The 14,156-nt window shown below is 67.2% G+C and carries 10 protein-coding genes; 2 read left to right on the top strand and 8 right to left on the bottom strand.

Annotated features, from left to right (window positions below; genetic code table 11):
* Nucleotides 1-487: 487 nt before the first annotated feature.
* The 4 genes from IEW24_RS21320 to IEW24_RS21305 form a co-directional block, all read right to left on the bottom strand.
* Nucleotides 488-1,987 carry a tripartite tricarboxylate transporter permease gene (locus IEW24_RS21320; RefSeq protein WP_188582438.1) on the bottom strand — a complete coding sequence of 500 codons (1,500 nt, stop codon included), beginning with the start codon at nt 1,985-1,987 and terminating at the stop codon, nt 488-490.
* A 39-nt stretch (nt 1,988-2,026) separates the two neighbouring features.
* A complete protein-coding gene (locus IEW24_RS21315) occupies nt 2,027-2,497 on the bottom strand; it encodes a tripartite tricarboxylate transporter TctB family protein (protein WP_188582436.1) in 471 nt (156 codons plus the stop codon).
* A gap of 360 nt (nt 2,498-2,857) precedes the next feature.
* Nucleotides 2,858-3,859, bottom strand: coding sequence for a Bug family tripartite tricarboxylate transporter substrate binding protein (locus tag IEW24_RS21310; RefSeq protein WP_188582434.1), 1,002 nt, complete (start codon nt 3,857-3,859; stop codon nt 2,858-2,860).
* 273 nt (nt 3,860-4,132) lie between these two features.
* Complete coding sequence (locus tag IEW24_RS21305) at nt 4,133-4,291, bottom strand: hypothetical protein (protein ID WP_188582432.1); 159 nt, start codon at nt 4,289-4,291, stop codon at nt 4,133-4,135.
* A 90-nt stretch (nt 4,292-4,381) separates the two neighbouring features.
* Between IEW24_RS21305 and IEW24_RS29010 the strand changes: the two genes are divergently transcribed.
* Entirely contained in the window at nt 4,382-5,677 is a 1,296-nt protein-coding gene (locus IEW24_RS29010; RefSeq protein ID WP_280514992.1) for a methyl-accepting chemotaxis protein, read from the top strand.
* A 109-nt stretch (nt 5,678-5,786) separates the two neighbouring features.
* Here the strand turns inward: IEW24_RS29010 and ligD are convergent, their stop codons facing one another.
* The 3 genes from ligD to IEW24_RS21285 form a co-directional block, all read right to left on the bottom strand.
* Complete coding sequence (gene ligD / locus IEW24_RS21295) at nt 5,787-8,417, bottom strand: DNA ligase D (RefSeq protein ID WP_188582430.1); 2,631 nt, start codon at nt 8,415-8,417, stop codon at nt 5,787-5,789.
* Between the two features lie 32 nt (nt 8,418-8,449).
* On the bottom strand, nt 8,450-9,436 hold the full coding sequence (gene ku, locus IEW24_RS21290; RefSeq protein ID WP_188582428.1) for a non-homologous end joining protein Ku: 987 nt from the start codon (nt 9,434-9,436) through the stop codon (nt 8,450-8,452).
* Nucleotides 9,437-9,663: 227 nt separating this feature from the next.
* A complete protein-coding gene (locus tag IEW24_RS21285; RefSeq protein ID WP_188582426.1) occupies nt 9,664-10,185 on the bottom strand; it encodes a hypothetical protein in 522 nt (173 codons plus the stop codon).
* Nucleotides 10,186-10,341: 156 nt separating this feature from the next.
* Here IEW24_RS21285 and IEW24_RS21280 point away from each other — a divergent pair, with 156 nt between their 5' ends.
* Entirely contained in the window at nt 10,342-11,277 is a 936-nt protein-coding gene (locus IEW24_RS21280) for a polyphosphate kinase 2 family protein (RefSeq protein WP_188582424.1), read from the top strand.
* A gap of 83 nt (nt 11,278-11,360) precedes the next feature.
* Here the strand turns inward: IEW24_RS21280 and IEW24_RS21275 are convergent, their stop codons facing one another.
* On the bottom strand, nt 11,361-13,775 hold the full coding sequence (locus IEW24_RS21275; protein ID WP_188582422.1) for a TonB-dependent siderophore receptor: 2,415 nt from the start codon (nt 13,773-13,775) through the stop codon (nt 11,361-11,363).
* Between the last annotated feature and the right edge of the window lie 381 nt (nt 13,776-14,156).

Genomic DNA, 14,156 nt, shown 5'->3' with positions numbered 1-14,156 from the left:
GAGGGGACCTGTCTCGCAGCGGGAAGGTCGCCGCACCCGACCGGGCGCACCACAAAGCCCTCTCCCGCCTGCGGGGGAGGGTTGGGAGGGGGCCGCGCGTAGCGCGGGGACGGGTTCCATTAAGCAGGGGATTAATAGTAAATGCAGCCACATGCCGGCTGCGTTTCAAACGCTCGCACACCCCATCCATTCGTCATGCCCGGGCTTGACCCGGGCATCCACGTGGTTGGGCTAGGCTCAGTATTCGGAGGTCGCCACTGTCGGCCCGACGTGGATGGCCGGAAGTCGGCTTTTGCCGACTTACGCATTATGAAACCGAAGTCGGAAACATCCGACTTCGGGACCTAGTCCGGCCATGACGACCTGAGAGCGCGGCCCTGTGTGACTGCGCGTCTTCTGCCCCCTCCCTAACCCTCCCCCGCAAGCGGGAGAGGGGACCTGTCTCGCAGCGGGAAAGCTCCGTTTGGGCGAGGACTAAAATGCCACCTCAATCCTCCTCCGCCTTGAAGCGGTTGAGGCCCTTCAGCGCGAAGGGCGCGATCAAAGCGATGGCGGCAATGGCCAGAAGCGTCGCAGAAATCGGGCTCTCCAGCAGCACCATGGGATCGCCGAGGCTGATGGAGAGCGCGCGGCGCAGCTGCGCCTCAGCCACCGGCCCGAGGATCAGCCCCACCACCACCGGGGCGATGGGATAATCGAAGCGGCGCATGAGATAGCCCATGAGGCCGAACAGCGTCAGCATGCCCAGCTCCACCACCGAGGGTTTCGCGGCAATGGTGCCCATGGTGGCGAAGACGAGGATGCCGGCATAGAGCCATGGCTGGGGAATGGCGAGCAGGCGTACCCACAGGCCCACCAGCGGCAGGTTCAGCACCAGCAGCATGACGTTGGCCAGATACAGCGAGGCGATCAGCCCCCACACCAGCTGCGGGTGATCGGCGAACAGCAGCGGGCCGGGGTTGAGGCCATATTGCTGGAAGCCCGCCAGCATCATGGCAGCGGTGGCCGAGGTGGGCAGGCCCAGGGTGAGCAGCGGCACCAGCGTTCCGGCGGCGGAGGCATTGTTGGCCGCTTCCGGCCCCGCCACGCCCTCGATGGCACCCTTGCCGAACTCTTCCGGATGCTTGGTGAGCCGCCGCTCGATGGAATAGGAGAGAAATGTCGGGATCTCCGCCCCGCCCGCCGGCAGGGCCCCGATGGGAAAGCCCAAAGCCGTGCCGCGCAGCCACGGCTTCCACGAGCGCCGCCAGTCATCAAGGCTCATCCAGAGCGAGCCGCGCACGGGCTCCAGCTGCTCCGGCGCATGGCTGCGGCGGGAGGCCACGAACAGCGCCTCGCCGATGGCGAACAGGCCGACCGCCAGCGTGGTGATCTCGACGCCATCCAGCAATTCCGGCACGCCGAAGGCAAGGCGCGCCTGTCCGGTGAGCTTGTCGATGCCGAACAGCCCCAGCGCGAGGCCGATGAACAGGCTGGTCAGCCCGCGCACGGGCGAATCCCCGAAAGTGGCCGAGACGGTGACGAAGGCCACGCACATGAGCGCGAAATAATCCTCCGGCCCGAACTTAACGGCGATCTCCACCAGCGTCGGGGCCAGAAAGGTGAGGCCCAAAGTGGCGATAGTGCCGGCGACGAAGGAGCCGATGGCGGCGGTGGCGAGCGCCGGCCCGCCGCGCCCGGCCTTGGCCATGCGGTTGCCCTCGAGGGCGGTCGCCATGGAGGCGCTCTCGCCCGGCGTGTTGATCAGGATGGCGGTGGTGGAGCCGCCATACATGCCGCCATAATAGATGCCCGCGAACATGATCAGCGAGCCGGCGGGATCGAGCTTGTAGGTGACGGGCAGCAGCAGCGCCACGGTGAGCGCCGGACCAATGCCGGGCAGCACGCCCACCGCCGTGCCCAGCAGCACGCCGATGAGGGCGAACAGCAGGTTCATGGGCGCGATGGCGACGGAGAGGCCCTGAAGCAGGGCGAAGAAGGTGTCCATAGGAGCCTCGAAGTTGGCAACCTCGAAAGGGGAGAGGCCTCAGAGCAGGCGTTCGAGCGGCCCCATGGGGAGGGACAGGGTGAGCAGCTTGGCGAACAGCAGATAGGCCCCGAACCCCAGCCCGAAGCCGATGCCGAGATCGGCCAGCAGCGCCTTGCGGCCGAAGGCCCGTGCGGTGGCGGCGAACAGGATGGCGGTGGCGATGATGAAGCCGCCCCCGAGGGCGATCAGCGCGATCAGCGCCACCATGCCGCCGACGATCCAGAAGATGGGGCCGAGGTCGCCGCGTTCGCGATGGGGCATGGTGCCCCGCCATGCGGAGATGAAATTCAGCACCGCGAGGATGGCGAGGCCCGCCGCCACCACCTTCGGCGCCGCGTCCGGCCCGAGGCCGTAGGGCGAACCGGCGGACAATTGGGTGGCATCCCACCAGATGACGCCGGCCAGCGCCAGCAGGCCAAGGGCGATGGCGATGCCGGCGCCATCCGGCCGGTTCAGCTTGCGGTCCATGGGGCCTCCCTGAAGGGGCTGTCTGCTTGCGCGCGGCGCACCCGGACGGCGCGACCTGCGACCTGATTGGAAGCGCCGTCCTGTTCACTCGTCATGGCCGAACGACGCACGGGCAGATGAAGGTGCGGTCCCTCTCCACTCGTCATGGCCGGACTTGATCCGGCCATCCACGTCAGGCCGACTGTGGCGACCTCAGAGGGCTGTTCCGAGCGGCGCCATGTGGATCCCCGGAAGTCGGCTTTGCCGACTTCTGCATTCCAAGAGCCAAAGTCGGAAAGATCCGACTTTGGGATCAGGTCCGGGGATGACGATGCTCCGGTGGCTAGGCTTGCGCGTCCGCCATCGCCCGCCCCCAAAAGCTCACTTCACCAGCCCGACCGACTTCAGCACTTCGGCGGTCACGGCCGTCTCGTCCTTCAGCAGCTTGTCGAAGGCTTCCCCGGTGAGCAGCGCGTCATCCCAGCCCTTCTGCTTCAGGATGTCCTGCCACGCCGGCGATTTCGCCATCTTCTCCACGGCGTCGGTCAGCGCCTTGCGCTGCTCCGGCGTGATGCCGGGAGGCGCCACGACGCCGCGCCAGTTGGTGATCTTCAAAGGGATGCCGGCCTCGGTGAGGGTCGGGGCATCCACGCCCTCCACCCGCTGCGGCGCGGTCACGGCGAGGATGCGCAGCTTGCCGGCCTTCACCTGGCTCTCGAACTCGCCATAGCCGGAGATGCCCGCCGTCACCTTGCCGCCGAGCACGGCCGCCAAGGCCTCCCCGCCGCCGGAGAAGGGGATGTAATTGATCTTGGCCGGGTCCGCCCCCGCAGCCTTCGCGAACAGGGCCGCCGCGATATGGTCGGTGCCGCCCGCGGAGCCGCCGGCCCATGTCACCTTGCCGGGATTGGCCTTGATGGCCTCCGCCAGCTCCTGCACCGTCTTGAGCGGGGAGTTGACGGGCACCGCGATGGCCTCGGTCTCCTCCGTCAGGCGGGCGATGGGCGTTACCTGCGCCAGCGTCACGGGGGCCTTGTTGGTGAGGATGGCGCCCACCATCACATAGCCCATCACCATCAGCTGGTTGGGATCGCCCTTGGCGGTGGAGACCAGCTGGGCGAGGCCGATGGTGCCACCGGCGCCGGTGACGTTCGTCACCTGCACGCTGCGCACGGTGCCGGAGGTGACGAGCGCCTGCTGCATGGAGCGCGCCGTCTGGTCCCAGCCGCCGCCGGGCGAGGCGGGGGCCATGATCTTCAGTTCGGCGAGCTGGGCCTGCGCGGCCCCCGGTCCAAGCACGGCGCCGCCCAGCGCCAGCGCCCCGGCGAGGCCGAACAGAGCGGAACGGCGGGACACACCACGGGCGTGAGAGTGGCAGGGCATGCTTGGGCTTCCTTCCCGTTGCGGACTGTATCGTCCGCCTGATAGGTGCCGGGTCGAGCCGCAGGCCCGCCTGACGTTACTGGAAGCATCCGCCGCTTCCGCCGCGAAAGGAAGCGCTACGAAGCTCCATCCCTGAGATTTTTCAACCGCGAATACGCTTCCGCAACGTCAGGTTTAAGCTTGCCGCCGTCTCCGCAGCGCTGCATCCGCCCGCCGCGAGGTACGTCCGGCCATGATCTGGGCGCCACCTGCGGTGGTGGGGATGGTCATGGCTCAGAAATCGGCCAGCAGAATGATCCGTAAGGCGGGCATATATTCCAATGATCTACCGGAAACATCTGCACCCAGCCGGCAAAACATCGGAATGGTAGTCTGACCGTCCTGCCGGAAATCTGTCGCGATCACGACGGCTGCAAGCTCAATGCAAGCCATTCAACTTATCCCTGCGCAAACCTGTGTGGGATGGTGTGCGGGGTGTGCCCGCCCGCGGCGGGTGCTGTCCCGTAATGCGTGGAGTGCGTGATGCTTGGCCGTCCGAACCGGAAGAGCGATGAACTGATCGAGGTGCTCGGCAATTTCTGCGGCGTCGGGCTGTGGGATGCCGTGCTGGTGAATGAGGATGCCCTGCATCCGAAGAGCCAGTGGACCTGGACCAACGAGTTCCGCCGCCTCGTGGGCTATAGCAACGAGACCGATTTTCCCAACGTCTGCCAGTCCTGGTCGGACAAGATGCATCCGGAAGACGCCCCCGGCGTGTTCGCGGCCTTCAATGCGGCGCTGAAGAAGGTGCCGGGCAAGAAGTCGGTGTTCGAGGCCCGCTACCGGCTGAAGATGAAGGACGGCAGCTATCGCTGGTTCCGTGCCACCGGCGGCATCGTGCATGATGCGTCCGGCAAGGCGGTGCGCGCCTGTGGCGCCCTCGTGGACGTGCAGGACGCCACCCTCGCCGCCCAGAAGGCCAAGGCGCAGGCCGAGGCCATGTCGACGCTGACCACCACCTTCGAGCGCGAGATGTCGGCGCTCACCGAAAAGGTGGCCGGCGCCGCCACCGAGCTGGAATCCACCGCGCAGCAGCTCTCCGCCTCTGCCAACCAGACCACCGGCCAGTCGAACGCCGTCTCCACCGCCGCCGAGGAAGCGGGCGCGAACGTCGCCGCCGTTGCCGGCGCGGCCGAGGAGCTGGGCTCGTCGGTGGCCGAGATCCGCCGTCAGGTGGAGCGCTCCGCCGGCATGTCCAAGGAGGCCGTGCGCGAGGCCGACGCCACCGCCGGCATCGTGTCCGAGCTGCGCGCGGTCGCCGCCTCCATCGGCGCTGTTGTGGACATGATCAACGGCCTTGCGGCACAGACCAACCTGCTGGCGCTGAACGCCACCATCGAGGCGGCCCGCGCCGGGGATGCCGGCAAGGGCTTCGCGGTGGTCGCCGCCGAGGTGAAGGCGCTGGCCAACGAGACCGCCAAGGCGACGGCGGAGATTTCCGGCAAGGTGAACGCCATCCAGTCCACCACCGACAAGGCGGTGGATGCCATCGGCGGCATTTCCGGCACCATCCGCGAGATCGACGCGGCGGCGGGCGAGATGTTCCTGTCCATCGCCCAGCAGAGCCAGGCGACCAACGAGATCGTGGGCGCGGTGAATCTGGCCTCCAGCGGCACCCGCGAGGTGACGCACAACATCGTCAGCGTGGCCCGCACGGCGGAAGAGACCGGCTCGGCGGCCGGTCACGTTCTGTCCGCCTCCGGCGAACTGTCCGAGCAGGCGGCGCAGATGCGCGGTCAGGTGCGCGGCTTCCTCGACGGCATGCGCAGGGTGCTCTGAGGGACTGCCCTCCTTTCCACGGAACGTGCCCTCTCCCCCGCAAGGGGGGAGGGAGTTCGCCAGCGTCGCTCCCCGTCAGGAGAAGTGTCGAACGGTCCGGCGGATCGCCCTATCCCTTCCGCCTGCCCTTCGCCGCAGGCAAAGGCGCGGCGCTGTCCCAGAAGTCCGCCCACGGGTCAGCCTTTAGGTTCAGGAGCCGCGTCGGCGCGTTCTCCACCGCGAAGGCGGCGGGTCCGATGTCGTCGATCTCCGCCCACGCCACCGGCATGGAAACCGGAGCACCCGCCCGCGCGCGCGTCGAATAGGCGGCCACCGCCGTGTTGCCGCGTCCGTTGCGCAGATAGTCAACAAGAATGCGCCCCTTGCGCTTGGCCTTGGTGACGACGGCCACAAAGGCGTCCGGGTCGTCCTTCGCCATGGCGAAGGCCAGATCGTGCGCGAAGGTCTTCGCCGCCGCCCAGTCCGCTTTGGGTTTGAGCGGGGCCACCACATGCAGGCCCTTGCCGCCCGAGGTCTTCACGAAGCTCGCGAGCCCCACCGCCTCCAGCCGCGCCTTCACCTCGCGCGCGGCAGCGGTGATGTCCGCCCAGTCCACGCCCTCGCCGGGATCGAGATCGAGAATGATCTGGTCGGGATGCTCCATGTCCCTGAGCGTGGAGCCCCAGGGGTGGATTTCCAGCACGCCTGCCTGCACGAGGCCGGCGAGGCCGTCGAGATCATCCACCGCCACCAGCGGCCCGGCGTCCTTGTCCTGCGGATCGGTGACGAGGCGGATGGATTTCGAGGCCCCGCGCCACACATGCTTCTGGAAGAAGCACTGGCCCGCCGTCCCTTCCGGGCAGCGCAGCAGCGCCAGCGGGCGGCCGGTCACGAACGGCCCCATCCAGCGCCAGACCTGCGCATAATAGTCCGCCAGTCCTGCCTTGGTGACGCCCGCATCCGGCCAGTAGAGCCGGTCGGGATGGGTGAGTTTCACGCCGGATTTCGGCGCGGCGGTCTTGCCCGCCTTTGCCGTCTTCTCTGTCCCGACCTTCGCCTGCGGCATGCGGGCCTCCGGCGTCTCGCGTTTGACGTCTGCGGCGGTCTTGTCCTCGCGCAGGCCCCGGAAGGACGCGTGGCGGATGTGATCATCCGCCGTCCAGGCCCGGAATTCCACCTCGGCCACCAGTTCCGGCGCGACGAAGGTCACGTCCCGCGCCTCCTCCGCCGTGAGTGCGTCCGCGAACGGGCTGTCCTTCACCCGCATCGGCTTCAGCCGCTTCATCAGATCGCGCGCCACGGTTTGCGAGAAGCCGGTGCCCACGCGCCCGGCGTGGCGCAGCTTGCCTTTCTCGCCATAGCCCAGCACCAGAGAGCCGATGGCCGCCGCACCCGTGGAAGAGGGCACATAGCCGCCGATCACGAACTCCTGCCGCTCGGAGCATTTCGCCTTCACGAAATCGCCGGTGCGGCCGGAGCGATAGGGTGCATCCGCCCGCTTGGAGACGATGCCCTCAAGGCTGAGGCGGCAGGCATGGGAGAGGATGAGCGCGCCGTCATCACCGAAATCGCCGGAGAAGCGCAGGATGTGATCGGCCCCCTCCAGCAGCGTCTGCAACGCCGCCTTGCGGTCGCAGAGTTTTGCCCCCGTGAGATCCTGCCCGTTCAGAAACATGAGGTCGAAGGCATAGAAGACGAAACGGTCGGAACGCCCCTCCGAGAGGTCCGCCTGAAGGGCGGAAAAGTCGGAGGCGCCGTTCGGCCCTTCCACCACCAGTTCGCCATCGATGAGCGCGCTTTTGACCGGCAAGGCGAGGAGCGCATCGTGCACCCTGGCGCCGAAGCGCTCCGTCCAGTCGAGGCCGCTGCGGGTGAGCAGCCTGAGCTTGCCCTGCGAGATGCGGGCCTGAAGGCGATAGCCGTCGAACTTGATCTCGTGCAGCCAGCCCTTGCCCGCCGGGGGCTTGGCCACCAGCTTCGCCAGCGCGGGCTCCACGAAGCCCGGCAGCCGCCCCGCCTTCGCGCCCCTGATGGCGGCGGGATCGGGCGCGGCAACGGCATCGGGCGCGGCCTCATCCTGCGCTTTCGCCGCCTGCGCCTTCGCTTTGGCTTTCCTCGCGCCGTTGGCCTTCGCCTCCTCGCCTGCCCTTCGCTTCGCCTTCGGGATCGGCCCGGTCTTCGAGGACCAGCCGGGCGCCTCCTGCGCGATCTCCGGGATGGTCCGTCCCGTCTTCACCGAATTGGGCTCGTCCTCAAGAATGTCCGGATCGGCCTCGGTGCGCGCGGCATCGTCCTCGCCCTTGATGAGCAGCCAGTTATCCCGCTTCTCGCGCGGCCTGGCCCGCAGCCGCACCAGATGCCAGCGGCCGGTGAGCTTCTCGCCCTTCAGCTCGAATTCCAGATGCCCTTTTGCGAGGCCCTTCTTCGCGTCCCCGATGGGCGCCCATGTGCCGCGATCCCACAGCATCACCGTGCCGCCGCCATACTCGCCCTTGGGGATGGTGCCCTCGAAATCGCCATAGGCGACGGGATGATCCTCCACATGCACGGCGAGGCGTTTCTCGCCCGGCACGAGGCTGGGGCCGCGCGTCACCGCCCAGCTCAGCAGCACGCCATCGAGTTCGAGGCGCAGATCATAATGCAGCCGCGTGGCGTCGTGCTTCTGGATCAGATAGAGGCCGGTGGCCTTCCGGCCCTTCACGCCGGAGGGCTCCCGTGTGCGGGAGAAGTCGCGTTTGGCGCGATAGGTCTCAAGGGCCACGGTTCAGTCCCTTTCAGCTTGCCTGTGCCGCCTCAGCTGGCCCTGCGCCTTGCCGGTGGGCTGGCGGCGGCTTTTGTGCCCTTGGCTCGTCCCTTTGCCGCAGGCTTGGCAGCCGCTTTGCCGGCGGATGCGGATTTGCCGGCGGATGCCTTGGCGGGTGCGGATTTGGCGGCTGACGTCCTGCTCTTTTTCGCCGGTGCCTTGCCGCTCGCCTTGCTGCTGGTCTTGCCGCCACGCCCGCCCGTCGCGTCCGCCCCGGCGCTGCGGCGCAGCGCATCCATCAGGCTCACCACCTTGGCCGGGGGCGCCGCCTTGCGCGGGCGCACCGTGCGGCCCGAAATCTTCGCCTTCACCAGATCGGTCAGCGCGGCCTCGTAGCGGTCCTCGAAGTCTTCCGGGTCGAAGCCGCCACTCTTGGTCTTGATGATGTGGCGGGCCAGATCCAGCATCTCCTTGTCCACCTTCACGTCCGGAACATCCTCGAACGCCTCGGTGGCGGAGCGCACCTCATAGTCGAAATGCAGGGTGGTGGCGGTGAAGCCGGTACCTGCCGGGCGGATCAGCACCGTGCGCAGGCGGCGGAACAGCACGGTGCGGGCGATGGCCGCCACCTTGCGGGTCCGCATGGCCTCGCGGATCAGCGCGAAGGCGGGCGCCGACGCCTTGTCGGCGGGGCCGAGATAGTAGGGCGTGTCGAAATAGAGCGGCTCGATGTCGTCACAGGCGAGGAAGCCCTCCACGGCCAGCGTCCTTGTGCTCTCGGGCACCACGCTCGCCACCTCGTCGGGCTCCAGCACCACGGTGCCGCCGCCGGTGTCATAGCCCTTCACCTGCGCCTCGCGCGGCACCTCGCGCCCGGTCTCCTCGTCCACGAACTGGCGGGCAAGCCGGTGCCCGCTGTCGCGGTCCACCATATGGAAAGAGATGCGCTCCGCCTTCGAGACAGCACTGTAGAGGCCGACCGCGCAGGACAGCTCGGCGACCTTCAGAAAGCCTTTCCAGAGCGCGCGCGGTGCCACGCCGATCCCCTGAGCAGATGGAACTGTGAAGCTCAACGCCCATCGCGGAGCACCGTTCCCGCACACAGGCTCTCACGCGCACCTGAGGATGCGTCCGCCATTGCATGCCCCTGCCGGTGCGCGTGTGTGCACCGGCCCTCGCGGCCACCATGTGGGTACGAGCCATGGGATCACTGGCCGCGAGGCACGGGTCTCCCGGCACTGACAGGCGCCGGAAGCGAAACGCGTCAGGCCGCAGCCACCGTTCCGGAGGTCTCGTCGGTCTTCTCGGCGCCTTCCTCGGCCGCAGCCTCGGCATCGGCGGCCGCCTTGGCTTCCGCCGCGGCCTTGACCTTGGCGGCTTCCTCGGCCTCCTGCTGGGCCTCGGTGTCCTTGACGTTCTGGGCGATGCCCGCGAGGTCCAGCTTCATCACCGCCTTGTAGGGGTTGCCGGCCTCGATCGTCTCGGACGCTGCGGTGGTGGAGGTGTTCGTGACCGACTGCACGCCGGACATCGCGTCCACCTGGGACGAAGACGAGGTCGCCTGCGTGGCCTGCTTCTGCTCCAGCTGCTGGATCTGCTGCTGCAGCTTCTGGATCGCCGCCTCCTGGGCCGCGATCTCTTCCTGATCCTCGGCGTCCTTGGCCTCCTGGAGCGCGGTCTCGGCCGCTTCCAGTTCAGCCTGCAACGCGGCAACGCGCCCCGACGACGACGAGGACGTCGAGGTCAGGCTTGAGGACGCACTCTGCGTCGATGAGATGCTCGTCATGGGAGAGCACAACTCCTGTGGTCCCCACCACGTGGCGGACCCTGTCCCGTCAAGCTTGCACGGGGCTGTCCCGCAGGCCATGCGGCACGGCGACGTGCCGCGGGCCATCGTCGCGTGCCTGCTCGAAAAATGGCCGGAAGCGTGCAGAATGGGCAGATGGACTATCGCACCCTCTTCCGCGCCGCTCCCGGCTCCTCCTTCTCGCTGGCCGGGTTCGATCCCGGCTTCCATAATTCCTATTCCAGCCGCGCCGAGGCCCAGCCGGCCATCGAGGCCCAGCTGGAGCGCATGGGCGAACTGCAGGAGAAGCTCTATGCCGACCGCCGGCATTCGCTGCTGATCGTGCTGCAGGGCATCGACGCCGCCGGCAAGGACGGCGTGTGCTGGCACGTGCTGAAGGGGCTGGGGCCGCACGGCTGCTCGGTCACGGCCTTCAAGGAGCCCTCCAGCGAGGAGAGGGCGCACGATTTCCTCTGGCGCATCCACCCGCACACGCCCGCGCAGGGCCATGTGTCGGTGTTCAACCGCTCCCATTACGAGGAGGTGCTGATCGCCCGCGTGCACGAACTGGTGCCCGAGAAGGTGTGGAAGCAGCGCTATGACGTCATCAACGCCTTCGAGCGCAGCCTGATGCTGGCTGGCACCACGGTGCTGAAATTCTTCCTGGCCATCTCCAAGGAAGAGCAGCTGAAGCGCTTCGGCGACCGGCTGAACGACCCGAAGCGGCAGTGGAAGATCAGCGCCGCCGACTATAGCGAACGCTCCCGCTGGGACGACTATGGCGCCGCCTATGACGACATGATCACCAAATGCTCGACGCCGGACGCGCCCTGGTACGTGATCCCGTCCAACCACAAGTGGTTCCGCGATCTCGCCATCTCGCAGATCATCGCCAACACGCTGGACGAGATGAAGCTGAAGACGCCCGCCCCCACGGTGGACATCGACGACATCCGCACCCTCTACGAGGCCGAATGCGTAAAGGCCGGCATCGACCCGGCCGCGCCGAAGGCGGCCAAGAAGAAGGAAGGGGAAAAGAAGGACGGCGAGAAGAAGGACGGGAACGGCAAGAAGGACAAGAAAAAGGGCTGAGCCCGCTTCCGCAACGCAAAAGGGCCGGCCCGCAACGCGGACCGGCCCCTTTTCATGCCTGCACCGAACGTGGCGCCGTCAGCTCACCAGCGATACTTCACGCCGGCGATGACGGTGCGCGGCATGCCCTTGTAGCAATAGCCGGCATCGCAGGTGATGTATTCATCGTCGAGCAGGTTCTGCGCGTTCACCTGCATGCTCCAGCCCTTGAACTGCTGGCCCATGTTGACGAGGTCGTAGCTCAGCTTGGCATCCACCAGCGTATAGGCGCTGTTCTGGAAGGTGTTGAGCGAGTTGCCCCAGGTGGCGCCGGTATAGCGCACGCCGGCACCGATGCCGAGGCCCGCCAGCACCGTGCCGGGCTGGAACTGATAGTCCGCCCAGAACGAGAAGGTGTTCTGCGGCTGGCCGGACGGGGTGAGGCCGAGCGTGTCGCTCGTGCCCGCCACATTGGTGAGGTCGAGATAGGCATAGGCGCCGCGCACCTTCAGCCCCTGGCCGAGATTGGCGACACCTTCCAGCTCGAAGCCGCGCGCCCGCACCTCGCCGGTCTGCACCTGATAGAGCGGGTTGCTCTCGTCGGTGACGAGGCCGTTCTCCTGGTTGATCTGGAACACCGAGGCGGCGATGTAGCCGTCGAAGCCCGTGGGCGCATACTTCACGCCGCCCTCGATCTGCTTGGCCGTGGTGGGCGAGAAGGTGTTGCCGTTGATGTCCTGGCCGAGATTGGGCGCGAACGAGGTGGAATAGCTCACATAAGGCGCGATGCCGTTGTCGAACAGATAGGTCAGGCCGACGCGGCCGGTGAAGGCATCGTCCTTCTGGGTCTCGCTGCTGTAGGCGAGCAGGTCGTCATTGGTGGTCTTCACGAAGTCCTGCCGCCCGGTCAGGGTCAGCAGGAAGCCGCCGAACTTCGCCTGCTCCTGCACATAGAGGCCGAGCTGGCTCTGCTTCTGCTTGTAGCGCGACGTATTGAAATCCGGATCAACGATCGGGCCATAGGCGATGTTGTAGGTGTAGTTGTAGTCCGACGCGGTGCCGTAGCCGATGCCGTCATCGAGGGTGAGATAGGTATAGTCCACGCCCACCAGCAGCGTGTGCTCCACCGCGCCGGTGGTGAACTTCGCCTGCACCTGATTGTCGATGGCGAACGAATCCATCTTGTCGTGCACATAGGCGCTGTAGCGGCTGGCCGTGTTGGTGGCTTCGTCCAGCGAATTCATGCCGGTGTAGCGCACCTGCGTGTCCGCATGGCCGTAACGCACCTTCTGGCGCACGGTGAAGATGTCGTTGACGTCATGCTCGGCCAGATAGCCGATGAGATACTGGGTCTGCTTCTGGCTGTTATAGTCGCCCGGCGTCCTGCTGAAGGTGTCCGTGCTGCCGCCGGTCCAGCCGTAGAAGGGCAGCGAGGCCGGGGTCTCGTAGTCCATGTACTCGCCGAGGATGGTGATCCGCGTGCTGTCATTCGGCTTGTAGGTGATCGCCGGCGCGATATAGGTCATGTCGTTGACCCCGCCGCCCAGCACGTTGGGCGAGCCGGCATCGCGCACCGCGCCGGTCAGGCGGTAGAGCAGCTTGCCGTCCTTGTCCACGGGACCGCCCACGTCGAACTGGCCCTGCCAGAGGTCGTAATTGCCGGCCTGCAGCTCCACCTCGCCGAACGCGGTCTCGGTGGGGCGCTTGGAGGTGACGTCCACGAGGCCGCCGGGGGAACCGAGGCCATAGAGCGCGGACGAGGGGCCGCGCAGCACGGTCACGCTGTCCACCCCATAGGGCTCGATCTTGAACACCGACATGTTGGAGCCCGGCAGGCGCAGGCCGTCGCGATAGATGCCGTTATAGGTGGTGTCGAAGCCGCGGATGGTGAAGACGTCGAAGCGCGGATCGTAGCCGCTCTGCCCCGTGCGCACGCCCGGCGTATAGGCCACCGCCTGGGTGAGCGTCTGCACATTGCGGTCGTCCAGCTCCTCGCGGCTGACCACGGTGACGGACTGCGGCACTTCCACCAGCGGGGTGTCGGTCTTGGTGGAGGCCACCGCGCGGGTGGCCACATAGCCAACCGTGCCGCCGGCCCCCTGCACGTCCACCGTGTCGAGGGCGATGGCGCCAGCCGCGTCGGCCCCGCCGGCCGCCACCGGGCGGCGGATCAGCACGTTGCGGCTGTCGGTGAAGCTGTAGGTGAGGCCGGAGCCCTGGAGGATGCGGGCCAGAGCCTGCTCGCGCGGCACCACGCCCTGCACGCCGGGGGAGGACTTGCCGCTGACGATGGCGGCCTCATAGGAGAGCTGGGTGCCCGACTGGCGGCCGAAAGCGGCCAGCGCCTGGGCCAGCGAACCGGCGGGAATGTTGAAGCTCGCCTGGGCCTGCGCCCGCGCCGCGCCGGGCAGCATCACGGTGCCTGCGATCCCCGTGGTGGCCAGCAGCGCCGCCACCAGCGCGCCACGCCCGGCCGTACCCCATCCCCGACCCGCGTTCGCCTTGAACCCATACCCCATACCGGCCACTCCGTTCGTCACGTCCCTAGAGCCTGATCCGATCAGGTTGAATCGACCTGCTCGGTGAATCAGCCTCTAATGCTTTGATAGAGAACGTAAAACGCTCTCTATGGGCGGCCGTCTCGTATAGCGACGCGCACAGCCCCTATGGTGCTTTACGAACGGGTTTTCGATTTTTCCTGCGATCCGCGGATTTTTCTCGCGGGGCATCCCGCCACACCGTGCAACGGGCTCTCTCCCCCCTTGCGGGGGAGAGTTGGAGAGGGGGGTAATGCCCTCACCGCAAAAGCAAGTTTCCGAAAACGTGTCGGCCGGACAGACGCAGCCGCGTTACCCCCCTCCCTGCCCTCCCCCGCAAGGGGGGAGGGGGAAATCGGAGGG

Source organism: Azorhizobium oxalatiphilum (assembly GCF_014635325.1).
GTDB lineage: Bacteria > Pseudomonadota > Alphaproteobacteria > Rhizobiales > Xanthobacteraceae > Azorhizobium > Azorhizobium oxalatiphilum.
Note: the sequence above shows the minus strand (reverse complement) of the source record. Positions and strands in the feature narration are given on the sequence as shown.